Genomic DNA, 21720 nt, shown 5'->3' with positions numbered 1-21720 from the left:
CAATGGGACGTGGAATGAGACATTGAGACAGCCGGAGTCTTGTTTGTTGCCGGTGCCCCAACAGCTCAAAACGGATTTTGTCGGCAACCTGCTTGCAATTGGATGCCGCCTGCCAAGGCCGGGGACATGATCGTGGCTGAACCGGGGCGCATCGCCCTTGCCACGCACGCCCGTCTTTGCCATGGTGCCCGTCGCTGAACGGTGCCGGACGGGTCGATGGATCCTGCCGGTTAAAAGGGAACAGCGGTGCGGACCGGAAACGGCCCAACGCCGCGGCTGCCCCCGCAACTGTGAGCGGTGAGCGTCCCTGCGATCGACGCCACTGGCCGGAAGGCCGGGAAGGCCGCAGGGAAGCAGCGACCCGCAAGCCAGGAAACCTGCCGCAGCGAACCGCGACTCCAAGCCGCCGGGTGGGCGGAGACAGGGAACAGGACCATGATGAACACCGCCGTCCGCAAGGGCTCCGTTTCGACGACCGAGACCGTTTTGGCCGCTCTCGGCGCCATGCTGCTCGGCACCTTCCTGCTGTTCGGCGTCGGCTTCGCCCAGCCGCAGGTTCTGCATGACGCCGCGCACGACGGGCGTCATTCCTTCGCCTTCCCCTGCCACTGAGCGCCCGGCATGGCGCTTTTCCGGCGGCTGATCCTGGCCGCCGTGGCCGCGGGCGCGCTCGCGGGCACGACGGTTTCCGCCGTCCAGCAGGTGACCACCGTTCCCCTGATTCTGGAAGCTGAACGCTACGAGGGCGACGGCCCGGCTACGGCCGGCCACGCCCACGGGCACTCCCATTCACACGACATCGCCGCCGGCGATGCCCAGACCCACGGCGACGCCGGGACCGGGGACGCGCATGGCCACGCCATCTTCGCCGACGCGGAGAGGCTGGGCTTCACCGTCCTCGCCAACCTGATGGTCGGGGTCGCCTACGCGTTGCTGCTCGGCGCGGCTTGGCTGCTGACCGGTGCGCCGATGGACGCGCGGCGCGGACTGCTATGGGGGGCTGGCGGTTTCGTCGCCTTCACCCTGGCTCCGGCGGTCGGGCTGCCGCCCGAACTGCCGGGCATGGCTGGCGGCGAACTGGCCGCGCGCCAGCTCTGGTGGATGTCCGCCGCGGTGAGTGCCGCCGCCGGACTGCTGGCGCTCGCCTTCGGCCGCAACCGCCTCGTTGTGGCGGCTGGCCTCGCCATCGCCGCCCTGCCCCATCTGGTGGGCGCGCCGCACGCCGACGCCTTCGGCGGCGCCCCGCCGCCCGAGCTGGCGGCGCGCTTCGCCGCCCTGTCGATCGGCGTGGCCGCCCTGTTCTGGCTGGTGCTGGGTGCTGCCAGCGGCGCCATGCTGCGGCGCCTCCTGCCCGCGCAAAGCTGAGGAGTTCTTCATGTCGCACCCGAACAAGACCGGTGCGGGCAAGACGCCCGCGACCGTCATCACCGGCTTCCTCGGCGCCGGCAAGACCACGCTGATCCGCGGCCTGCTGGAACAGGCGCAGAGCCGGCGGCTGGCGCTGATCATCAACGAATTCGGCGACGTCGGCGTGGATGGCGAGATCCTGCGCGCCTGCGGCAGCCCGACCTGCACCGACGACGACGTGATCGAGCTTGCGAACGGCTGCCTGTGCTGCACCGTGGCCGACGACTTCGTGCCGGCCATCGAGAAGCTGCTGGCCCGGCCGAACCCGCCCGAGCACATCATCATCGAGACCAGCGGCCTCGCCCTGCCGAAGCCGCTGGTGAAGGCCTTCAACTGGCCGGCCATCAAGTCGCGCGTCACGGTGGACGGTGTCGTCGCCGTGGTGGACGCGGCCGCCGCCGCCGAGGGCCGCTTCGCCCCCGATCCCGCCACGCTCGCCGCCCAGCGGGAGGAAGCCGGACAGGTCGATCACGAGACGCCGGTGGAGGAGGTGTTCGAGGACCAGCTCCTCTGCGCCGACCTGATCGTCGTGAACAAGACCGACCTCGTGGACGCCGCCGGCCTCGCCAAGGTCGAGGCGCTGATCCGCGAGGCTTTGCCGCGCGACGCCAAGATCCTGCGGGCCGCGCAGGGCAAGGTCGATCCGCGCGTGCTGCTGGGTCTGGAGGCCGCCGCCGAGGACGACCTCGCCGCCCGCCCGAGCCACCACGACCTGGAGGAGGAGCACGACCACGACGACTTCACCAGCTTCGTGGTCGAACTCCCGGCCCAGCTCGATCCGGCCGCGCTCGTGAAGCGGCTGGAAGAGGTCGCCGGCACTCATGGCGTGCTGCGCATGAAGGGCTTCATCGACGTGCCCGGCAAGCCCATGCGCCTGCTGGTCCAGGGCGTCGGCACCCGCATCCAATCCCACTTCGACCGCTTCTGGAAAGCCGACGAGACCCGCGCCAGCCGGCTCGTGGTCATTGGCGAGACGGGGCTGGACGAGGCCGGTGTGAGGGCGGCGCTGGCGGGGTGACCGCCAAGGCGTCTGATCCAACCACTTAGCCGTCACCCCCGCGAAAGCGGGGGTCCAGGACTCGCCCAAAGCATTCATTCTGCGCACTTCTGGATCCCCGCTTTCGCGGGGATGACGGAGAGGCGGTTGTTTTCATTTGGAAGGTTGATGCCGCGCGGGGCCTGGGCACATGTGTAAACTGCCTCCAGCGTGGTTCCAGCACACCGTACCGATTGACCCATCATGCATCTGATCGCCGCCCGCCAGGATGAGCTGGACGCCGGGCCCCAGGCCGAGGATCTGGGGCAGAGCCCGGCGGACGTGGTGGTCTTGTCCTTTTCCGACAGCGACCTGACCGCGCTCGCCGCCGCCTGGCGGCGGGACCGCGACCGGCTGCCCACGCTGCGGCTGGCGAACCTCGCACGGCTCGGCCACCCGCTGTCGGTCGATCTCTACACGGACGCCGTCATCCGCAAGGCCCGGCTGGTCGTGCTGCGGCTGCTCGGCGGGGCCGGTTATTGGCGCTATGGGCTGGACCATGTGGCGCAGGCCTGCCGCGAGGCGGGCGTGGCGCTCGCCGTCCTGCCCGGAGAGGCGCAGCCGGACCCCGGCCTCGACGGCTACGGCACCATCGATCCGGAGGCCGCCCGGCGGCTGTGGCGCTACTTCACGGAGGGCGGGCCGGACAACATGGCCCAGTGCTTGGCCTGCGCCGCGACGCTCGCCGGCCGGGACCTGCCCTGGCGGGAGCCGGCGCCGGTGCCGCGCTTCGGCCTCTACGAGGGCTGGCAGGGTCCGGTCGCGGACGGCGCGCCGGTGGCACCCGTCGTCTTCTACCGCTCGCACCTGCTGTCCGGCGACTTGGAGCCGGTCCACGCGCTCGCCGACGCGCTGGCCGAGCGGGGCCTCGCCCCGCTGCCGCTCTTCGTGGCGAGCCTGAAGGAGCCGGACGCCTCCGCCTGGATGCGGGCGACGCTGGTCGCGCGGCAAGCCGCCGTGGTCGTGAACCTCACCGCCTTCTCGGCCTCCAAGGACGGGGCGTCGCCGCTGGAGGCCGCCGGATCGCCGGTTCTCCAGGCCATCCTGTCCACCACGCCGGAGGCCGGCTGGCGCAACGGGCCGCGCGGGCTCGGCCCCGCCGACCTCGCCATGAACGTCGTGCTGCCGGAGATGGACGGGCGCACCGTGACACGCGCCATCGCCTTCAAGGCCGAACGCGACCTCGACCCAGACCTGGAGTTCGCGGGCACCGCCTTGCGTCCCGTCCCCGACCGCATTGCCTTCACCGCCGACCTCGCCGCCGCCTGGGTGCGGCTGGGCAGCACCCCGCGCGCGGAGCGCCGAGTGGCGCTGGTGCTGTCCGACTATCCCGGTCCGGGTGGCGGCATCGGCCACGCCGTCGGGCTCGATACGCCGGCCAGCGTCGTCGGGATGCTGAAAACGCTGAAAGCCTCGGGCTACACCGTGGACGGCATTCCGCCGGACTCGGCGGCATTGATGGCCTCCCTCACGGGCGATGCCACCGCCACACTGAGCCTGTCCGACTACCGCGCGCTGGCCCCTGGCGGGGCGCGGGACCGCATCGCCGCCGAATGGGGTGCGGAGGAGGCCGACCCGGCGGTGGCGGACGGCGCCTTCCGCTTCCGGCTGCTCCGCTGTGGAAACACGCTGGTCGCGGTGCAGCCGAGCCGTGGGCATGGCCCGCTCGACACCGCCCAGCACCATGACCCGGACACCCCGCCGAGCCACGGCTACCTCGCCTTCCACCTGTGGCTCCGCCATGCGGTGGGAATCCATGCGCTGGTGCAGGTCGGCGCGCACGGCACTCTGGAATGGTTGCCGGGCAAGGCGGTGGCGCTGTCCGCCGACTGCTGGCCGGAGATCGTCGGCGGTCCCCTGCCCTGCCTGTATCCCTTCATCGTCAACAACCCCGGCGAGGGGGTGCAGGCGCGCCGGCGGATCGGGGCCGTGCTGATCGGGCACCTGACGCCCCCGCCCGTCCAGGCCGGTCTGCACGGCGACCTCGCGGCGCTGGAACAGGCCATCGACGAATACAGCCTCGCCACCGGCATGGACCCGCGCCGGCTGGGCCTGTTGCGGGAAACGATCCTCGACCTGGCCTGGAAGTCCGGCGTCGCCGCCGACTGCAACCTGCGCCCCGACGACGATCCCGACGCGATCCTGACCCGGCTGGACGCGCATCTCTGCGACGTGAAGGAGATGCAGATCCGCGACGGGCTGCACGTCTTCGGCAGCCCGCCCGCCGAGGAGGCCCGCGCACGCCTGCTCGCCGCCGTGGCGCGTTTCCCGCGCGGGCGCGGTGAGGGGCGGGACATGGCCCTGCCCCGCGCGCTGGCGCTCGACCTGGACTTGCCCACCGAAACCCTTTTCACCGCAGCGCCGGAAACGCCCTGCGAGGACGCCCGCTGGCGCACCGCCGGCGACGCCCGTTCGGCGCTCGACGCCTTGGCCGCCGAACTGCTGTCCGGCACCCGCACGGCGGAGCCCGGCTGGGCCAACGCCCGATCCGTGCTGGATGCCATCCGGGAGGAACTGTCCCCGAGGCTCGACGGCTGCGGCGCCGCCGAGACCGCCGCGCTGCTGGACGGGCTGGACGGGCGCTTCGTCCGGCCCGGCCCCGGCGGGTCGCCCGCGCGCGGGCGCGCCGACACGCTGCCCACGGGGCGAAACCTCTACGCGCTGGACCCGCGCGCCGTGCCGACGCCGACCGCTTGGACGCTCGGCTGGAAGGCCGCCGACGCGCTGCTCACCCGCTATCTCCAGGACCATGGCGACTGGCCCAGGCGGCTTGTCGTGGATTGCTGGGGCACGCCCGCCATGCGCACGGGCGGCGACGAGCTGGCCCAGGCGCTGGCGCTGCTCGGCGTGCGGCCAGTGTGGGAAGGCGGGTCGGGCCGCGTCACCGGGATTGAGATCCTGCCCCCCGGCCTGCTCGACCGGCCGCGCGTGGACGTGACCCTGCGCGTCTCCGGCCTGTTCCGCGACGTCTTCCCGCAGCAGATCGCCCTGTTCGACCAGGCGGTGCGGACCGTCGCCGGCCTGGACGAGCCGGATGAGACGAACCCGCTGATCGCCACCGTCCGCGCCGACCGCGCGGCGCTGGGCGCCGGCATCCCCGACGCCGAACGCTGGGCGACCGCCCGCGTCTTCGGCGCGGCGCCGGGAGTCTACGGCACGGCGCTCTCCGGCATGGTGGCGTCCGGACAATGGACGGACCGCGCCGACTTTGGCGCTGCCTATCTGGAAGGCGGCTGCCACGCCTACGGCGCCGGGCTGGACGGCGTGCCCCTGCCCGGTCTGTTCCGCCGCCGGGTCGGCGGGGCCGATGCGCTGGTCCACCACCAGGACCAGCGGGAAACGGACGTGCTGTCGCAGGACGGCTTCATGCAGTTCGAGGGCGGCTTCGCCGCCGCCGCCGCGCTGGAGGACTCCTCGCCTACCCTCTACCATCTGGACAGCGCCGAGCCCGACCGCATCACCGTGCGCACCCTGCCGGAGGAGATCGCCCGCACCCTGCGCGGCCGGGCGGTCAACCCGCGCTGGATCGCCGGCATGATGCGGCACGGCTACCGCGGGGCGGCGGAGATGGCGGCGACGGTGGACAACCTCTTCGCCTTCGCCGCCACCACGGACGCCGTGCGGCCCCATCACTTCGACCTCCTCTTCGACGCCTATGTCGAGGAGGCGGAGGTCTGGGACTTCCTGTCCCGCGCGAACCCGGCGGCGGCGCGCCACATACTGGACCGGCTGGCCGAGGCGCTGGAACGCGGCCTCTGGCATCCGCGCCGCAACTCCACCCCTGATGAGCTGCGCGACCGGCTGCGGAGGGCCGCATGACCGGCCCCATGCGCAAGGGCTACTGCCCCGGCGTGCTCGCCCCCATGGCCGCGCGCGACGGGCTTCTGGTGCGGATCCGCGTGCCGGGCGGGCGGCTGCCGTCGGCCTCCGCGCGCCGAATCGCCGAACTTGGCCGCCGCCACGGAAACGGGCTGATCGACCTCAGCCAGCGCGCCAACCTTCAGCTTCGCGGCGTCAGGCCGGAGGAGCTGGAGGCCTTGACCGAGGAGCTGCGGGCGCTCGGGCTGGTGTCCGATGACGCGGCGAGCGAGGCCGTGCGCAACGTGCTGACCAACCCGACGGCCGGTCTGGACCGCCGGGCGGTGCTGGAGGCGCTGCCCCACGCGCTGGCGCTGGACGCGCGTCTCGCCTCGGACAAGGCCCTGCACGCCCTGCCGGCGAAATTCGCCATGATCGTGGACGGCGGGGGCGGCGGTCATCTCGCGGACAGCGCCGCCGACATCCGCTTCGACGCCGTCGCCCTGCCGAGGGGGTCCCTGTACCGCGTGGCGCTTGGCGGAGACTTGGCCTCGGCCAAGGGCCTCGGCTTCTGCGCCCCGAACGACCTTCCAGATGCGGCGGCCTCCATCGCCGCCGCCTTCCTGGAGCTGCGCGCCACGCTGCCGGACCCGCCGCGCCGCATGGCGGCCCTTCTGAGGGCGACCGGCGCCGAGCCGGTCCGGGAGCGTGCGTCCGCCCTCACCGGGCCGCTGGAAAGCCCGGCGCCCGAGCGGCCCGCCCGCGCCGTGCTGGGGCGCAAGCCCGGCTGGCTCGGCGTGGCCTTCGCCTTCGGGCGGCTGGACTGCGACGCGCTGGAGGGGATGGCGGCCCTCGCCGGCGAACTGCGCCTGACGCCCTGGCGCGCCCTGCTGCTGCCGGGTGCCGGGGCCGCCGCCACGGCCGCCGTCGAAGGACTCGGCGGCATCCTGGACGAGAATGATCCGCGCCTTGCCGTGGCCGCCTGCAGCGGCGCGCCGGGCTGCGAGGCGGGCACGACGGACACCCACGCCGACGCCCGCGCCATCGCCGACGCCGCCCGCGCGTTGCTCGCGGCGGGCCGGACGGTGCATGTTTCCGGCTGTGCGAAGGGCTGCGCGCACCCGGCCCGCGCCGATGTCACGCTGACGGGACGTGACGGCGGGTACGATATCGCGCTAAACGCCCTTCCCGGCGCGCCGCCCACGTATGCCGGGCTATCGCCGGAAGAGGCCGTGCGCACGGTCGCCGCCCTGAGTTCAGAGTTTTGAGGATCGAGGAGTGTCGCGTGTCTGACGGGCTGTACGATTACATTCGCGATGGTGCGGCCATCTACCGGCAGTCCTTCGCCACCATCCGGGCGGAGGCGGACCTGTCCGGCCTGCCGCCCGACCTGGCGCCGGTGGCCGTCCGGATCATCCACGCCTGCGGGCTGGTGGAGGTCGTGCAGGACCTGATGTTCTCCCCCGACGTCGGGTCCGCCGCGCGGGCCGCACTCCGGGCCGGGGCACCCATCCTCTGCGACAGCGAGATGGTCGCCCACGGCATCACCCGCGCCCGGCTGCCCGCCGATAACGCGGTGGTCTGCACGTTGCGCGATCCCTCCGTGCCGGACCTCGCGAAGGAGATCGGCAACACCCGCTCCGCCGCGGCGCTGGAGCTGTGGCGCCCGCAACTCGCCGGATCGGTCGTCGCCATCGGCAACGCGCCCACGGCCCTCTTCCGCCTGCTGGAGATGCTGGCTGACGGCGCGCCCAAGCCGGCGGCGATCCTCGGGTTCCCGGTCGGCTTCGTGGGTGCGGCGGAGAGCAAGGACGCGCTGGCCGAGCATTCCTACGGCATTCCCTTCCTGGCCGTGCGCGGCCGGCGCGGCGGCAGCGCGATGGCAGCCGCGGCGGTCAACGCCCTTGCGAGCGACGTCGAATGAACAGCCCCACCCAGACCACCGGCGTCCTCTACGGCGTTGGCACCGGCCCCGGCGATCCCGAGCTGATGACCGTCAAGGCGATGCGGACCATCCGCGCCTGCCCGGTGGTCGCCTATTTCTGCAAGCGCGGCACCAAGGGCAACGCCCACCGCACGGCGTCGGACTGCATCACGGCCGAGCATGAGGAGATGCCGCTAGTCTATCCGGTGACGGTCGAGCTGCCGCCCGGCCACCCGGAATATGGCCGGCAGATCGAGGCCTTCTTCGACGAATCCGCCGAGCGCGTCGCCGCCCATCTCGCCGCCGGCCGCTCGGTGGTCGTGCTGAACGAGGGAGACCCGTTCTTCTACGGCTCCTTCATGCACCTGTTCCTGCGGCTGGCATCGCGCTTCCCGACGGAGGTGGTTCCCGGCGTCACCTCCATGGTGTGCAGCGCCTCGCTGCTGCCGCGCCCGCTGACGATCCGTGACGACGTTCTGTCGGTCATTCCCGGCACGCTGGACGAGGAATCGCTGCTGCGCGCGCTCAACAACGCCGACGCCGCCGTGGTCATGAAGCTGGGCCAGAACCTGCCGAAGGTGCGCCGCGCCGTGATCGCCGCCGGCCTCGCCGAGCGCGCCTGGTACGTGGAGCGGGCGAGCATGGAGAACCAGCGCGTCATGCCCTTCACCGAGGCGCCGGAAAGCGGCGCGCCCTACTTCTCGCAGATCGTCATTCCCGGCGTGGGGAAGCGCGGATGAGCGCGCCAGGGACGAAGGCGGACGGTGCAAGCGGCTGGCTGACCGTCGTCGGGCTCGGTCCGGGGCCGGAGGACTGGCTGACGCCGGAGGCGCGGCGCGACCTTGCCGAGGCCACGGACATCGTCGGCTACGGCCCCTATGTGGACCGCGTGCCGCCGGGTCCACAGATCCGCCACGCCTCCGACAACCGGGTCGAGCTGGACCGGGCGCGCCAGGCGCTGGCGCTCGCGGCCGAGGGGCGGCGGGTCGCGGTGGTGTCCGGCGGCGACCCCGGCGTCTTCGCCATGGCCGCCGCCGTGTTCGAGGCGCTGGACGACCCGGCAGCACCCGCCGCCTGGCACCGTGTTCCCCTGCGCGTCGATCCCGGCGTGTCGGCCATGCAGGCCGCCGCAGCAAGGGCCGGCGCGCCGCTGGGCCATGATTTCTGCGCCATCTCCCTCTCCGACAACCTGAAGCCCTGGGAGGTGGTGACCCGCCGCGTGCGGCTGGCGGCGGAGGCGGACTTCGTCATCGCCTTTTACAACCCCATCTCCCGCGCCCGCCCCTGGCAGCTCGGCGCCGCCTTCGACGTCCTGCGGGAGGTGCGCGCGCCGGAGACGCCGGTGATCCTGGGACAGGCCATCGGCCGCCCGGACGAGAAGCTGATCGTCACCAGCCTCGGCGCCGTCGATCCGGCCCAAGCCGACATGCGCACGGTGGTGATCGTCGGCGCCTCCCATACCCGCCTGATCCCGCGCGACGGCAGGCAGCCCTGGGTCTACACCCCGCGCAGCTACAGGGCGCCCGCGTGACCGGCGAGTCCTTCCAGCCAGCGGAGTGCTTCGGCGGGGTCATGCGTCTCCGGCACGCCGTTTCCACGTGGGCGCTCGACCATCACCACGGGGATGCCCCGCGCGCGCGCGGCGGCCAGCTTGGCCTCCGTCGCCCGTCCGCCGCTGTTCTTGCTGACCAGCGCGCCGATGCGGTGCCCGTCCAGCAGGGCCAGTTCCCCCTCCAGCGTGAAGGGGCCTCGGTCGAGCAGGAGCCTATGGTTCGGCAGGGCGGGCATGGGATCCGGCGGATCGACCGCGCGGATCAGGTAATTCTTTTCCGGAACGGCCTCGAAGGGCTCCAGCTCCTGCCGGCCGACGGTCAGGAAGATGCTGGGGCCGAGCGGACGGACCGCCTCTGCGGCGGCCTCCATGTCCGGAACGCCGATCCAGCGGTCCTCCGGCCCCGGCACCCAGGGGTCGCGTGTCAGCACAAGCAGCGGCAACCCCAGCGCGCGGCAGGCCGTCGCCGCGTTGGCGGACATGCCGTCCGCGAAGGGGTGCGTGGCGTCCACCACGGCGCGGATGCCCTCTTCGGTGAGATAAGCCTTCAGCCCCTCGACGCCGCCGAATCCGCCGATGCGCGTGGGCAACGGCGGCAGCACGGGCCGTTTCGTGCGCCCTGCCAGCGACACGGTCGCCGCGACCGCCGCGTGCCCGGCCAGCAGGCGGGAGAGCGCCATCGCCTCCGTCGTTCCGCCGAGAATCAGCGCTTTCATGCGGTTTCCTGTGCCCCAAACATCATTGCACCCGTCCCGGCCGTTTCCCTCTCCCCTCCGGGGAGAGGAAGGGGCCCAAGCCATAGGCTTGGGAAGGTGAGGGGGTTCCGCCTTTGCCGAACGTAAACGTCCCTCCGCAACCCCCTCACCCTAACCCTCTCCCCAAGGGGAGAGGGGATCAAGTGACTAGCACGTCCAACCGCTGGCTCTCCATCGTCGGAATCGGCGAGGACGGCTGGGACGGGCTGGCGCCTTCCGCCCGCTCTCTCATAGAGGCCGCCGGGCTTCTGGCCGGCGGGGCGCGGCACCTGTCGATGGTGCCGGAGCGGGTGGGACAGGAGCGGTTGCTTTGGCCCTCCCCCCTGTCCGACGCCTACCCGCTGCTCTTGGCCCGGCGCGGCCGTCCGACCTGCGTGCTGGCGAGCGGAGACCCCTCCTGGTACGGCATCGGCGCGACCCTGAGCCGGCTCGTTCCGGCGGCGGAGACTCTGGTGCTGCCGGCCCCTTCCGCCTTCAGCCTGGCGGCGGCCCGGCTCGGCTGGCCCTTGCAGGAGGCGACCTGCCTGACCGTGCATGGCCGCCCTCTGGAACTGGTCATCCCGCACCTGCGGCCGGGCGCGCGCCTGCTGCTGCTGAGCTGGGACGGCACCACGCCGGCCAGGCTCGCCGCCCTGCTGCGCGCGCGGGGCTTCGGCCCGTCGCGCCTGACCGTGCTGGAGGCGATGGGCGGACCGCGCGAACACCGGGTCGAGGCCACGGCCGACGCCTGGACCGAGGAGCGCACGGCCGACCTCAACACCATCGCGCTGGACTGCGCGGCGCTGCCCGGCGCGCGAGTCCTGCCGCTCACGCCCGGCCTGCCGGAGGATTGGTTCGAGCAGGACGGCCAGATCACCAAGCGCGAGGTGCGCGCCATCACCCTGTCCTGGCTGGCGCCCCGTCCGGGGGAGCTGCTGTGGGACGTGGGCGCCGGGTCGGGCTCCGTCGGGATCGAATGGATGCTGGCCTCCCCCGCCTGCCGCGCCGTTGCCATCGAGCCGCGCGAGGACCGCGCCGCGCGGATCCCGTTGAACGCGGCGGCACTCGGCGTGCCGGGGCTGGAGTTGGTGCGGGGCAAGGCCCCCGACGCGCTGGCCGGCCTGCCGGCGCCCGACGCCGTCTTCATCGGCGGCGGCCTGACCGCCCCCGGCCTGCTCGACGCCTGCTGGGACGCGCTCAAGCCCGGCGGGCGGCTGGTCGCCAACGCCGTGACGCTGGAAAGCGAGGCGGCGATGGTCGCCGCCCATGCGCGGTTCGGCGGGCATCTGTCGCAGATCTCGGTCAGCCGGGCCGTGCCGCTCGGCGGCTTCCACGGCTGGCGTCCGCTGATGCCGGTCACGCTCTGGCGGACGGAAAAGCCGTGGGCATGAGGCTGGTCGCGGCAGGCGTCGGCTGCCGGAAGGGCTGTCCGGCGGAGGAGATCGCCGGGCTGCTGCGCGCCTGCCTGGACGAGGCTGGAATGGACGGGAATGCCCGCGCCCGCCTGATCCTCGCTGCCCCCGCCCGCAAGGCGGAAGAGCCGGGCATCGCCGGGACCGCGCGGCTTCTGTCCCTTCCCCTGCGGCTCATCGACGATGCGGCGTTGCACGCGGCGCAGGATCGTGTTCAAACCCGCTCCGCGCGGGTCGAGGCGGCGGTCGGCCTCGCCTCGGTGGCCGAGGCCGCGGCGCTGGCCGCCGCCGGGCCGGGCGCGCGGCTGCTGCTGACGCGCCGTTCCAGCCCCGCCGCCACCTGCGCCATCGCCGTCCTGGAGGAGTTGCCATGACCGTTCACTTCATCGGGGCCGGACCGGGCGCGCCCGACCTCCTCACGCTTCGTGGCCGCGACCTGATCGCCTCCTGCCCGGTGTGCCTCTACGCGGGCTCGCTGGTGCCGAAGGAGATCCTGGCCCACTGCCCGCCCGGCGCGCGCATCCTGGACACGGCCCCCCTGACGCTCGACGGCATCGCCGCGGAATTCTCGCGCGCCCACGCGGCCGGGCAGGACGTGGCGCGGCTGCATTCGGGCGACCTGTCGGTCTTCAGCGCGGTGGGCGAGCAGACCCGCCGCCTGCGGGAGCTTGGGATCCCCTACACGATAACGCCGGGCGTGCCGGCCTTCGCCGCCGCCGCCGCCGCGCTGGGACAGGAGCTGACCCTGCCGGAGGTCAGCCAGACGTTGGTGCTGACGCGGACGGAGGGCCGCGCCTCGGCCATGCCGGCGAAGGAGACGCTGGAGGTGCTGGGCGCCTCGGGCGCCACGCTGGCGATTCACCTGTCCATCCACACGCTCGAAAGCGTGGTGGCCCGGCTGACCCCGCTCTACGGCGCCGACTGCCCGGCGGCCATCGTCTACCGCGCCTCCTGGCCGGACGAGGCGGTGCTGCGCGGCACGCTCGGCACCATCGCCGCGCGCTTCGCCGAGGCACCGGTGGAACGCACGGCCCTGATCCTCGTCGGCCGCACGCTCGGCCATGAGGATTTCCGCAACAGCGCGCTCTATGATGGCTCCCACATCCGCCGCTACCGGGGCATGGGGGAATGAGAATCCGCGTCCGGCCCGCGCCAGGGCGCCGCGCCGACGATCACGCCGGCGCGGTTCACGACCAGCACCTCGACCACGACAGGCGCGCCTTCCAGCACGCCGAGTGCGGTCGCCTGCGCCAGCTCCGCGATCCGGCCGGCGAGCGGCAATCCGGCCGCCTCCGCCATGCCCTGAACCTGGAGGGCGGTGTTGGCCTGCCGCGCCTCCGCGACCAGGACCGGTGCAGCGCCCAGTTCGGCCAGCCGGTCAGCCAGCCAGTCGAAATCGACGCTGCCGCGCTTGGAATGCAGGTCGAGCAGCCCGCGCGCGAGCTTGCCCATCTTGGCGACGCCCCCGGCGATGGTCAGGCGCGGCACCGGGTTGCGGCGCAGATACTTCAGCGTGCCCCCGGCGAAGTCGCCCATGTCGATCAGCGCCTGTTCGGACAGGCCGTGGTGCCGCGCCGCAGCCTTCTCGGACACGTCGCCGGTGCAGGCCGCGACGTGGTCGATGCCAGCCGCCCGCGCCACGTCCACGCCGCGCTGGATCGACGCGATCCAGGCGGCACAGGAATAGGGCACGACGATCCCCGTGGTGCCCAGGATCGACAGGCCGCCGAGGATGCCCAGCCGGGCGTTCATGGTGCGCTTGGCCAGCAGCTCCCCGTTCTCGACGGAGATCTCCACCACCACGTCCGGCGCCACGCCGGCCAGCGCCGCGGCCTCCTCAACCGCCTGGCGGATCATGGCGCGCGGCACCGGGTTGATGGCGGGCTCTCCCACGGGGAGCGGCAGGCCCGGCAGCGTGACCGTGCCGACGCCGGATCCGGCCCGGAAGCTCACCCCGCTGCCGGGCGCGCCGCGCGTCACCCGCGCGCCGACCAGCGCGCCGTGGGTCACATCCGGGTCGTCGCCCGCGTCCTTCACCACGCCGGCCATGGCCCAGCCCTCCCCGGCCTCGTGGCAGGCCAGCGCGAAGGCGGGCGTCTGCCCGCCGGGCAGCGTGATGGTCACGGGGTCGGGGAAGTTACCGGTGAAAAGCGCCTCGCAGGCCGCGCGCGCCGCGGCGGTGGCGCAACTGCCCGTCGTCCAGCCCCGGCGCAAGCTGGCCGTCTCCATCCCATTGCCGTCTTCGTTCGATGAGCGCTGCTCCATGACCACCGCAGAGCCGATTCCCGACTCCGTCCTCGTTCCCTTCGAACCCGGCACCGTTTGGCTTGCCGGGGCCGGTCCCGGCGATCCGGGCCTGCTGACGCTTCTGGCCCTGCAAGGTCTAAGGCAAGCCGACGTGATCGTCCACGACGCGCTGGTGGGCGACCGCATTATGGCCCTGGCGGGACCGAACGCCCGGCTGGAGTTCGCCGGCAAGCGCGGCGGCAAGCCGTCCGCCCAGCAGGAGGACATCACCCGCCGCCTGATCGAGCTGGCGCGCGAGGGCAACCGCGTGCTGCGCCTGAAAGGCGGCGACCCCTTCGTCTTCGGGCGCGGCGGTGAGGAGGCGAGCGCACTGTCGGACGCCGGCGTCCCCTTCCGCATCGTGCCCGGCCTGACCTCGGGCATCGCTGGGCTCGCCTACGCCGGCATCCCGGCGACGGACCGGCGCACCAACCAGGCGGTGATCCTGGCGACCGGCTATTCCCAGGGCGGAGGGCCGGACTGGCGCGCGCTCGCCGCCACCGGCGCGCCGCTGGTCCTCTACATGGCCTGGCGCGGCCTTCCGCAGATCGCGGCGGAGCTGATGGCGGGCGGACGCGCCCCCGCGACGCCAGTCGGGGTTGTGACGGAGGCGACGACCGAACGGCAGCGCGTGCTGGTCACGACGCTGGAGGCTTGCGTGGAGGATCTCGCGGCAAGCGGGCTGGAGCCGCCGGCCATCATCGTCATCGGGGAGGTCGTCACCCTGCGCCCCTCGCTCGACTGGCTGAAGGATCTGCCCCATGGCTGAGCCCTCCGTCCGCGGCCTGATCGTCGCCGCCCCCGCCTCGGGCACCGGCAAGACGACCCTGACGCTGGGCCTGCTTGCCTCGCTCCGCGCGCGGGGGGTGCGGGTGGGCGCGGCGAAGGCCGGGCCGGACTACATCGACCCCGCCTTCCACCAGGCCGCGACCGGCCGGCCGAGTGTGAACCTGGACAGCTGGGCCATGGCGCCCGGCCTGCTCGACGGGCTGATCCGGCGGGCGGGCGACGGCGCCGACCTCGTGATCGGCGAAGGGCTGATGGGGCTGTTCGACGGGGTGGCCGTTCCCGGGGCCACCGGCAGCGGGGCCACCGCCGACATTGCCGCCCGCACCGGCTGGCCGGTGCTGCTGGTGGTCAACGCCGGGGGCCAGTCGCAGTCCGCGGCCGCGCTGGTCAAGGGATTCGCGACATACCGCGGGGATGTGCGCATCGGCGGCGTGGTGCTGAACAACCTGGGCAGCCCGCGCCACCGGGCACTGGCCGGCGGCGCCATCGAGGCGCTGGGCATCCCGGTTCTCGGCGCCCTGCCCCGCAAGCCCGACATCGCCCTGCCTGAACGCCATCTCGGCCTCGTCCAGGCGGGGGAGACGAAGGACCTGGAGGCACGGCTCGACGCGCTCGGCCGCATCGTCGCCGAGCATGTGGACCTCGACGCCGTCCTAGCGCTGGCGAAGCCCTACGGCGTCCCCGACCGGCCGCTCCACCCGGCCCTGCCGCCGCTGGGGCAGCGCATCGCCGTGGCGCGCGACGCCGCTTTCACCTTCGCCTACCCGCACCTGCTGGAGGGCTGGCGCGCAGCCGGGGCGGAAATCGCCTTCTTCTCCCCCCTGGCCGACGATCCGCCGCCGGCAGGCGCCGACGCCGTCTATCTGCCCGGCGGCTATCCGGAGCTGCACGCCGGGCGCATCGCCGGAGCCCGCACCTTCCTGGAGGGGCTGCGCGGTTTCGCGGAGACGGCCACCGTCTATGGGGAGTGCGGCGGCTACATGGTGCTGGGCGAAACGTTGGAGGATGCCGAGTGCACCACCCACGCCATGGCCGGCCTGCTCGGCGTCCGCACCTCCTTCGCCAAGCGCAAGCTTCATCTCGGATACCGGCGGGCGACGCTGCTGGGCGACAGCCCGCTCGGCGGGGCCGGCGGCGTGCTGATGGGGCACGAGTTCCATTACGCGTCCATCCTGACACGCGGCGAGGACGAACCGCTCTTCAACGCCTGCGCCGCCGACGGCACCGACCTCGGCGCGCTCGGCGGGCGGCGCGACCGGGTCTCGGCCTCCTTCTTCCACATCATCGCCTCGGGTGAAGCCTCGTGAGCGGCGGGGACGGATTCTCTCAAGCAGAACGCGACGCGCTCTACCGCGCCATCTTCACCCGGCGCGACGTGCGCGGGCAGTTCCGACCCGACCCGGTGCCCGAGGATCTGCTCCGCCGGCTGCTGCTGGCGGCGCATCACGCGCCGTCGGTCGGCTTCATGCAGCCCTGGAACTTCGTCCTCATCACGGACCCGGCGGTGAAGGACCGCATCCACGCCGATTTCCTGAAAGCCAACGACGAGGCCGCCGCGCTGTTCACCGGCGAGCGGCAGGCGCTCTATTCACGGCTGAAGCTGGAGGGGATCAAGGACGCGCCGGTGAACCTGCTGATCACCTGCGACCGCGGGCGCGGCGGCCCGGTGGTGCTGGGCCGCACCCACAACCCGGCCATGGACCTCTACAGCTGCGCCTGCGCCGTACAGAATCTCTGGCTCGCCGCGCGGGCCGAGGGGGTGGGCGTCGGCTGGGTCAGCATCCTGCACGAACAGGCCCTGCGCGACGCGCTGGGGCTGCCCGAGGAGATCGTGCCGGTCGCCTATCTCTGCATCGGCTACGTGACCCACTTCCTCGACCAGCCCGAACTGGAAAAGGCTGGCTGGCGCAACCGCCTGCCGCTGGAGGAGTTGGTCTTCCGCGACCAATGGGGACGGAAAGCCGGGCAGGATTGAACGAAGCGCCTCAACCGAACGCGTTCCGACGCAGCCCGCTGCACCCGCAGCTCCCACTGTGGACGTGCCCGGAGGCCGGCGCGCCGGACACAGCGGGGGACGCACCGCCGCCCAGACTCGGCGCGCGCAGGAAGGCGCGGGAGGAACTGGCACCACACACCGGGCAGGGCTGCGGCAGGCTGGATTCCGACATGGGCCGCATTTCGGTGAAGGGGCCGCAGGCGTCGCAGAGATAGTCGTAACTCGGCATCGGGTTCCGTTCCCAATCGGACAGGCCCGGCCGGACCGGCCGGGATGGCTTGTTATCGCACGGGAGCAACGGCCCGCGCGACGGTGGGGTCCTTGCCGCAACGGAAAATCGGGCTGAAAAAGCGAAAGGCCGGCGTTACCGCCGGCCTTTTCGATGTCGCTTCATCCATCCCGCTGGGGGAGGATGGAGCGGGCGAAGGGATTCGAACCCTCGACCCCAACCTTGGCAAGGTTGTGCTCTACCCCTGAGCTACGCCCGCAGTGTGTGGCGCGAGTGACGGGACTTGAACCCGCGGCCTCCGGCGTGACAGGCCGGCGCTCTAACCAACTGAGCTACACCCGCATCCCCTCCGGCCTGCACCGGAAGTGGCGCGTAAGTACGACAAAGCCGGGCCGGCGGCAAGGGGCATTTTTCGTTTTCGTGAAACTTCTTCCCGAACCCTGCCATCCGCCCCTGCCCTGCTCCAGCCTGTCGCATCCCGCAACCGCTTGGCGTTGGGCGCTTTTTTAGACAAATTGACACGCGGGTTGAAAGGCTCGGCGCCCGTCCGGCATTGTCCGGTTCATCGGTGGCGGGCCGGCCCAGGCCCCGCCCGCAAAGCCCCCGCCCGCAACGCCAGTGATTCACCGCCATGACAGTTACGGTCGCACCGAAGCCGAACGCGGACGCCAAAGCGGCGGACGGCAACCGGCAACTCCTCGTGCTCACAGGCCTTCTCCAGCTCGAGCGCCGGGCGAGGCAGGCCGCGACGGCGGAGGAGCTGGGCTTTCTGATCGTGAACGAGACTCTGGGGCTCCTGCGCTACCGGCAGGCAGCCCTCTGGCGTGATGGGGCGGTGGCCGCATTGTCCGGCGTCCCCATGGTGGACCGCAACGCACCCTACGTGCTGTGGCTGAAACGCCTGTTCGCCTGGGCGCGCGCGACCCATGGCGGTCCCGTGGCGCTGGACGCGGCCGCGCTGCCGCCGGACCTCGCGGGCGGCTGGGCCGACTGGCTGCCGGCCCATGCCCTGTGGCTGCCGTTGGCCGGCGCCGGTGAACGGCCCGCCGCCCTCCTCCTCGCCCGCGACGAGCCGTGGAGCACGGGGGAAATTCACCTGCTCGGCTACGCCGCCGACGCCTATGGGCATGCGCTGAAGGCGCTGACCGGGGGCAAGCGCCGCTGGCGCCTGCGCGGTCCGGGACGGCTCCTCCTGACCATGACGCTGCTCGGCGGCGCCGTCGCGGCGCTGGCGACGCCCGTACCGCAATCCGCCCTGGCGCCGGCCGAGGTGATCGCGCTCGACCCCACGGTCGTGCGCGCGCCCATCGACGGGGTGGTGGACCGGTTCGAGGTCCAGCCGAACGAGGCGGTGCGGGAGGGACAGCTTCTCCTGGTGCTCGACCGCACGAAGCTCCAGAACCGGCTTGAGGTCGCCCGCAAGGCCTACGAGGTGGCCGAGGCCGAATACCGGCAGGCCTCGCAGCAGGCCGTCTTCGACACGCGGACCAACAAGGCCAGCGTCGCCGTCCTGAAGGGCCGCATGGAGCAGCAGGCCGCCGAGGTCGCCTACGTCAACGAGCTCCTCGCCCGCGTGGAGATCCGCGCGCCGCGCGCCGGCATCGCCATCTTCAACGACGTGCATGACTGGATTGGCAAGCCGGTGAGCCTCGGCGAACGGATCCTCACCGTCGCCGATCCGGCCGAGGCGGAGCTGGAGATCCGGCTGCCCGTCGCCGACGCCATCGCGCTCGACCAGGGGGCCGAGGTGCGCCTGTTCCTGAACATCGACCCGCAGAACGTCATTCCCGCCCGGCTCAGCTACAGCGGCTATCAGGCGGAGCCGACGCCGGAAGGCGTGCTGGCCTACCGGCTGAAGGCGCGGCTGGAGGGCGAGAGCGCGCCGCCGCGCATCGGCCTGAAGGGGATCGCCAAGCTCTACGGCCAGGACAGCCCGCTGATCCTGTCCATCCTGCGCCGGCCGCTCGCCGCCGCCCGCCAGCGGCTCGGGCTGTGACGGCGGCGGTCACCGTCGGCGCGGCGGACGCCGGGGAGCCGGCGGCCCAGCCGATGCGCCTTCCGCCCCTGCGGGAGGAGCTGTCACTGCATCCCGGCCCGCGCTCGCCCGACGGCGCACCGAGCTGGACGCTCCAGGACCCGTCCAGCAACCGGTTCTTCCGGATCGGCTGGGTCGAGCTGGAGATCCTGTCGCGCTGGCATCACGCGGAACCCGCGGCCATCGCCGCCGCCGTGTCGCGAGAGACGACGATCGCCGCCACCCCCGGCCAGGTTGAGGGCTTCGCGCGCTTCCTCTGGTCGCAGGGGCTCCTCCAGGCGCAGGGCGACGGAGCGCTCGGGCGGCTGAAGACCTTGGCCGACGCGCAGCGCCCGCCCTGGCTGATGTGGCTGCTGAAGACCTATCTCTCCTTCCGCATCCCGCTGGTCCGCCCCGACGCCTTCCTGCGCGCGACCCTGCCGCTGGCCTCGCTGCTCTACAGCCGGGCGTTCCTGCTGCTGACGCTGCTGGCGGCGGTCACCGGTGGCTATCTGGCGCTGCGCCAGTGGGACGCCTTCGTGACCACCTTCCTGCATTTCTTCTCGCTGGAGGGGGCGATCCTGGCCGGCTGCGCGCTGGGGGGTGCGAAGATCCTGCACGAGTTCGGGCATGCCTACACGGCACGGCGCTACGGCTGCCGGGTGCCGACGATGGGGATCGTGTTCCTGGTGATGTGGCCGGTGCTCTACACCGACGTCAGCGAGGCCTGGAAGCTGCCATCGCGGGCCAAGCGCCTGCGCATCGGCGGCGCCGGCATCGCGGCGGAGCTGGCGCTGGCGGCCTGGGCCACGCTGGCCTGGAGCTTCCTGCCGGACGGGCCGTTGCGCAGTGCCGTGTTCCTGCTCGCCACCTCCACCTGGGTGCTGACGCTGCTGATCAACCTGAACCCGCTGATGCGCTTCGACGGCTATTTTCTGCTGTCGGACTGGCTCGACGTGCCGAACCTCCAGGACCGCGCCTTCGGGCTTGCCCGCTGGCGCCTGCGGGAGCTGCTGTTCGGCTTCGGCGACCCGCCGCCGGAACCCGTCGCGCCGCGCCTGCGGGGCACCCTGCTCCTCTACGCCTACGCGACCTGGATCTACCGCTTCTTCCTGTTCCTGGGCATCGCGCTGCTCGTCTATCACCTGTTCTTCAAGCTTCTGGGGCTGTTTCTGATGGCGGTCGAACTCTGGTGGTTCATCGGCAAACCGATCTTCACCGAGCTGCGCGGCTGGATCTCTCGGCCCGGCGGCATCCGTCCGACCCGCAACGCCCTCGTCACGGCGACCGTTGCCCTGGCCGGGCTGGCCGCCGTGCTGGTGCCATGGGAGGGGGGCCTGACGGCCCCGGCGGTGCTGAAGGCGGAGCAGCAGACCCAGCTCTTTGCGCCGGAAGGCGCGCGCCTGGCGGAGATGAACGCCCGCCCCGGTGCTGCCGCCGCCGAGGGCGACCGGCTGTTCCGCCTGGAATCGCCCGACCTCGCCCATGAGCTGGCCCAGGCCGAGCGAAAGGTCGAGGTGTTGCAGGGCCGAGTCCAGGTGATGAGCCTCAACCGCGACCTGCTCGACCAGACGCAATCCACCTGGCGGGAGTTGGAAACCGCGCGTGCCGAAGCGCAGGCGCTCAAGGCAGACCTCGCCCGGCTCGACGTGACCGCGCCCTTCGCCGGCGTGTTGGTCGATGTCGCCGATCCCCTGGCAACCGGCGAGTGGGTGAAGAGGAACGACCGGCTGGCGACCTTGATCGACCCGCGTTCCAGCGTGATCGAGGCCTACGTCCGGGAGGAGGACTTGCGCCGGATCGGCGTCGGAACCCGGGCGCGCTTCCTGCCCGACGATCCCTCCGGCGACGCCGTCGACGCGGAGGTCACGGCCATCGCGACGGCGAGCAGCCGCCTGCTGACGGAACCGTCCCTGGCGTCGGTCCATGGCGGCGGCGTCCCCTCCTACCAGGGGCAGGACCAGGCGCTGGTCCCGGAAAAGCCGGTCTACCGGGTGCTCCTGCGCGCCACCTCCCCCCTGCCCGCCCCGGCCCGCGTGGAGCGCGGCGCCGTGAGGCTGGAGGGCGAGCGGGAGAGCATCGCCGCGGGAATCTGGCGCACGGCGCTGGGCGTTCTGGTCCGGGAAAGCGGCTTCTAACGAGTGTCCCGTCCAGGCGAAACGGTCCGTTCCGCTGTTGCCGACGCACCGAGCATCGGCGATGGGCGACGGAGGACAGGGGTCATGCCGAAGACGGACGCTTTCACCTGGGACGAACTGCCTGCGGCAGGCGGGAACGGGGCGGAGCGCCGGGAGATTCGCGGCACCGGCGCGAGCCTCAGGCGGATCCGAACCAAGGCGGGCGCCGTGGCCGCGCGCCACAGCCACGACCATGAGCAGTTCCTGCTGGTGCTGGAGGGTCGCGCGCGGCTCGACTGCGAGTCCGGCCCAGTCGAGCTGCGCCCCGGCATGGTGGTTCGCTTCGACCCCGACGCCTGGCACGCGGCCGAGTTCCTGGCCGACACCGTGCTGGTCGAGGTGAATTTGGCTCGCGCGCCCTGAAGT

The 21720-nt window shown here is 72.5% G+C and carries 20 protein-coding genes, 2 tRNA genes and 1 riboswitch; of the genes, 17 read left to right on the top strand and 5 right to left on the bottom strand.

What is annotated here, in order from left to right:
* The first annotated feature begins 182 nt into the window (after positions 1-182).
* A riboswitch (cobalamin riboswitch) is annotated at positions 183-400 on the top strand.
* A 35-nt stretch (positions 401-435) separates the two neighbouring features.
* The 8 genes from JUB11_RS12660 (at position 436) to cobJ (ending at position 9696) form a co-directional block, all read left to right on the top strand.
* On the top strand, positions 436-612 hold the full coding sequence (locus tag JUB11_RS12660) for a CbtB domain-containing protein (RefSeq protein ID WP_207458905.1): 177 nt from the start codon (positions 436-438) through the stop codon (positions 610-612).
* 9 nt (positions 613-621) lie between these two features.
* Complete coding sequence (locus tag JUB11_RS12655; protein ID WP_207458904.1) at positions 622-1365, top strand: CbtA family protein; 744 nt, start codon at positions 622-624, stop codon at positions 1363-1365.
* A 10-nt stretch (positions 1366-1375) separates the two neighbouring features.
* Entirely contained in the window at positions 1376-2425 is a 1050-nt protein-coding gene (gene cobW / locus JUB11_RS12650; protein WP_207458903.1) for a cobalamin biosynthesis protein CobW, read from the top strand.
* 222 nt (positions 2426-2647) lie between these two features.
* Entirely contained in the window at positions 2648-6262 is a 3615-nt protein-coding gene (gene cobN / locus JUB11_RS12645) for a cobaltochelatase subunit CobN (RefSeq protein WP_207458902.1), read from the top strand.
* Entirely contained in the window at positions 6259-7509 is a 1251-nt protein-coding gene (gene cobG / locus JUB11_RS12640) for a precorrin-3B synthase (protein ID WP_207458901.1), read from the top strand. The genes cobN and cobG overlap by 4 nt, the downstream gene beginning before the upstream one ends.
* Positions 7510-7538: 29 nt before the next feature.
* A complete protein-coding gene (locus JUB11_RS12635) occupies positions 7539-8165 on the top strand; it encodes a precorrin-8X methylmutase (protein WP_207458959.1) in 627 nt (208 codons plus the stop codon).
* Positions 8162-8905 carry a precorrin-2 C(20)-methyltransferase gene (locus tag JUB11_RS12630; protein WP_207458900.1) on the top strand — a complete coding sequence of 248 codons (744 nt, stop codon included), beginning with the start codon at positions 8162-8164 and terminating at the stop codon, positions 8903-8905. The genes JUB11_RS12635 and JUB11_RS12630 overlap by 4 nt, the downstream gene beginning before the upstream one ends.
* Positions 8902-9696 carry a precorrin-3B C(17)-methyltransferase gene (gene cobJ, locus JUB11_RS12625; protein WP_207458899.1) on the top strand — a complete coding sequence of 265 codons (795 nt, stop codon included), beginning with the start codon at positions 8902-8904 and terminating at the stop codon, positions 9694-9696. The genes JUB11_RS12630 and cobJ overlap by 4 nt, the downstream gene beginning before the upstream one ends.
* Here cobJ and JUB11_RS12620 read toward each other — a convergent pair.
* Positions 9678-10433, bottom strand: coding sequence for a cobalt-precorrin-6A reductase (locus tag JUB11_RS12620; protein ID WP_207458898.1), 756 nt, complete (start codon positions 10431-10433; stop codon positions 9678-9680). The genes cobJ and JUB11_RS12620 overlap by 19 nt on opposite strands.
* A 182-nt stretch (positions 10434-10615) precedes the next feature.
* On the opposite strand from JUB11_RS12620, the gene cbiE reads away from it, so the two are divergent.
* Genes cbiE through cobM form a run of 3 tightly spaced genes read left to right on the top strand, consistent with a single transcriptional unit; the run spans position 10616 to position 12995 of the window.
* Positions 10616-11842, top strand: a complete 1227-nt coding sequence (cbiE, locus tag JUB11_RS12615; protein ID WP_207458897.1) for a precorrin-6y C5,15-methyltransferase (decarboxylating) subunit CbiE — start codon at positions 10616-10618, stop codon at positions 11840-11842.
* Positions 11839-12237 (top strand): cobalamin biosynthesis protein, encoded by a 399-nt coding sequence (locus JUB11_RS12610; RefSeq protein WP_207458896.1) that lies wholly within the window; start codon positions 11839-11841, stop codon positions 12235-12237. Before cbiE ends, JUB11_RS12610 begins: the two co-directional genes overlap by 4 nt.
* On the top strand, positions 12234-12995 hold the full coding sequence (gene cobM, locus JUB11_RS12605; protein ID WP_207458895.1) for a precorrin-4 C(11)-methyltransferase: 762 nt from the start codon (positions 12234-12236) through the stop codon (positions 12993-12995). The genes JUB11_RS12610 and cobM overlap by 4 nt, the downstream gene beginning before the upstream one ends.
* Here the strand turns inward: cobM and JUB11_RS12600 are convergent.
* Complete coding sequence (locus tag JUB11_RS12600) at positions 12974-14092, bottom strand: cobalt-precorrin-5B (C(1))-methyltransferase (protein WP_207458894.1); 1119 nt, start codon at positions 14090-14092, stop codon at positions 12974-12976. The two genes, cobM and JUB11_RS12600, sit on opposite strands and share 22 nt — an antisense overlap.
* A gap of 34 nt (positions 14093-14126) precedes the next feature.
* Between JUB11_RS12600 and cobA the strand changes: the two genes are divergently transcribed.
* The 3 genes from cobA to bluB are packed head-to-tail and all read left to right on the top strand — an operon-like array spanning position 14127 to position 16913.
* A complete protein-coding gene (gene cobA, locus JUB11_RS12595; RefSeq protein WP_207458893.1) occupies positions 14127-14918 on the top strand; it encodes a uroporphyrinogen-III C-methyltransferase in 792 nt (263 codons plus the stop codon).
* The gene (locus JUB11_RS12590) at positions 14911-16245 is read left to right on the top strand and encodes a cobyrinate a,c-diamide synthase (protein ID WP_207458892.1); all 1335 of its coding nucleotides are present in this window, start codon (positions 14911-14913) and stop codon (positions 16243-16245) included. Before cobA ends, JUB11_RS12590 begins: the two co-directional genes overlap by 8 nt.
* Entirely contained in the window at positions 16242-16913 is a 672-nt protein-coding gene (gene bluB, locus JUB11_RS12585) for a 5,6-dimethylbenzimidazole synthase (RefSeq protein WP_207458891.1), read from the top strand. Before JUB11_RS12590 ends, bluB begins: the two co-directional genes overlap by 4 nt.
* A gap of 10 nt (positions 16914-16923) precedes the next feature.
* Here bluB and JUB11_RS12580 read toward each other — a convergent pair whose 3' ends face one another.
* The 3 genes from JUB11_RS12580 to JUB11_RS12570 form a co-directional block, all read right to left on the bottom strand.
* Positions 16924-17163, bottom strand: coding sequence for a zinc ribbon domain-containing protein (locus tag JUB11_RS12580; RefSeq protein ID WP_207458890.1), 240 nt, complete (start codon positions 17161-17163; stop codon positions 16924-16926).
* 184 nt (positions 17164-17347) lie between these two features.
* Positions 17348-17422, bottom strand: a tRNA-Gly gene (locus JUB11_RS12575).
* A 6-nt stretch (positions 17423-17428) separates the two neighbouring features.
* A tRNA-Asp gene (locus tag JUB11_RS12570) sits at positions 17429-17505 on the bottom strand.
* A 289-nt stretch (positions 17506-17794) separates the two neighbouring features.
* Here JUB11_RS12570 and JUB11_RS12565 point away from each other — a divergent pair.
* From JUB11_RS12565 to JUB11_RS12555, 3 genes are all read left to right on the top strand, one after another.
* A complete protein-coding gene (locus JUB11_RS12565; RefSeq protein ID WP_207458889.1) occupies positions 17795-19159 on the top strand; it encodes an HlyD family efflux transporter periplasmic adaptor subunit in 1365 nt (454 codons plus the stop codon).
* A complete protein-coding gene (locus JUB11_RS33370; protein WP_207458888.1) occupies positions 19156-21315 on the top strand; it encodes an HlyD family efflux transporter periplasmic adaptor subunit in 2160 nt (719 codons plus the stop codon). Before JUB11_RS12565 ends, JUB11_RS33370 begins: the two co-directional genes overlap by 4 nt.
* An 84-nt stretch (positions 21316-21399) precedes the next feature.
* A complete protein-coding gene (locus JUB11_RS12555) occupies positions 21400-21717 on the top strand; it encodes a cupin domain-containing protein (protein ID WP_207458887.1) in 318 nt (105 codons plus the stop codon).
* The last annotated feature ends 3 nt before the right edge of the window (positions 21718-21720 follow it).

Origin of the sequence: Azospirillum sp. SYSU D00513, from assembly GCF_017356015.1 — a bacterium.
Classification (GTDB): Bacteria; Pseudomonadota; Alphaproteobacteria; order Azospirillales; family Azospirillaceae; genus Azospirillum.
Note: the sequence above shows the minus strand (reverse complement) of the source record. Positions and strands in the feature narration are given on the sequence as shown.

Bases quoted from the DNA above. Each gene is read 5' to 3' on its own strand.
- JUB11_RS12580 (WP_207458890.1), bottom strand. From the start codon at position 17,163: ATGCCGAGTTACGACTATCTCTGCGACGCCTGCGGCCCCTTCACCGAA.
- cobG (WP_207458901.1), top strand. From the start codon at position 6,259: ATGACCGGCCCCATGCGCAAGGGCTACTGCCCCGGCGTGCTCGCCCCC.
- JUB11_RS12660 (WP_207458905.1), top strand. From the start codon at position 436: ATGATGAACACCGCCGTCCGCAAGGGCTCCGTTTCGACGACCGAGACC.
- cobN (WP_207458902.1), top strand. From the start codon at position 2,648: ATGCATCTGATCGCCGCCCGCCAGGATGAGCTGGACGCCGGGCCCCAG.
- JUB11_RS12565 (WP_207458889.1), top strand. From the start codon at position 17,795: ATGACAGTTACGGTCGCACCGAAGCCGAACGCGGACGCCAAAGCGGCG.
- JUB11_RS12590 (WP_207458892.1), top strand. From the start codon at position 14,911: ATGGCTGAGCCCTCCGTCCGCGGCCTGATCGTCGCCGCCCCCGCCTCG.
- cobM (WP_207458895.1), top strand. From the start codon at position 12,234: ATGACCGTTCACTTCATCGGGGCCGGACCGGGCGCGCCCGACCTCCTC.
- JUB11_RS12600 (WP_207458894.1), bottom strand. From the start codon at position 14,092: ATGGAGACGGCCAGCTTGCGCCGGGGCTGGACGACGGGCAGTTGCGCC.
- cobA (WP_207458893.1), top strand. From the start codon at position 14,127: ATGACCACCGCAGAGCCGATTCCCGACTCCGTCCTCGTTCCCTTCGAA.
- JUB11_RS12655 (WP_207458904.1), top strand. From the start codon at position 622: ATGGCGCTTTTCCGGCGGCTGATCCTGGCCGCCGTGGCCGCGGGCGCG.
- cobW (WP_207458903.1), top strand. From the start codon at position 1,376: ATGTCGCACCCGAACAAGACCGGTGCGGGCAAGACGCCCGCGACCGTC.
- cobJ (WP_207458899.1), top strand. From the start codon at position 8,902: ATGAGCGCGCCAGGGACGAAGGCGGACGGTGCAAGCGGCTGGCTGACC.
- JUB11_RS12620 (WP_207458898.1), bottom strand. From the start codon at position 10,433: ATGAAAGCGCTGATTCTCGGCGGAACGACGGAGGCGATGGCGCTCTCC.
- JUB11_RS12555 (WP_207458887.1), top strand. From the start codon at position 21,400: ATGCCGAAGACGGACGCTTTCACCTGGGACGAACTGCCTGCGGCAGGC.
- JUB11_RS12630 (WP_207458900.1), top strand. From the start codon at position 8,162: ATGAACAGCCCCACCCAGACCACCGGCGTCCTCTACGGCGTTGGCACC.
- JUB11_RS12610 (WP_207458896.1), top strand. From the start codon at position 11,839: ATGAGGCTGGTCGCGGCAGGCGTCGGCTGCCGGAAGGGCTGTCCGGCG.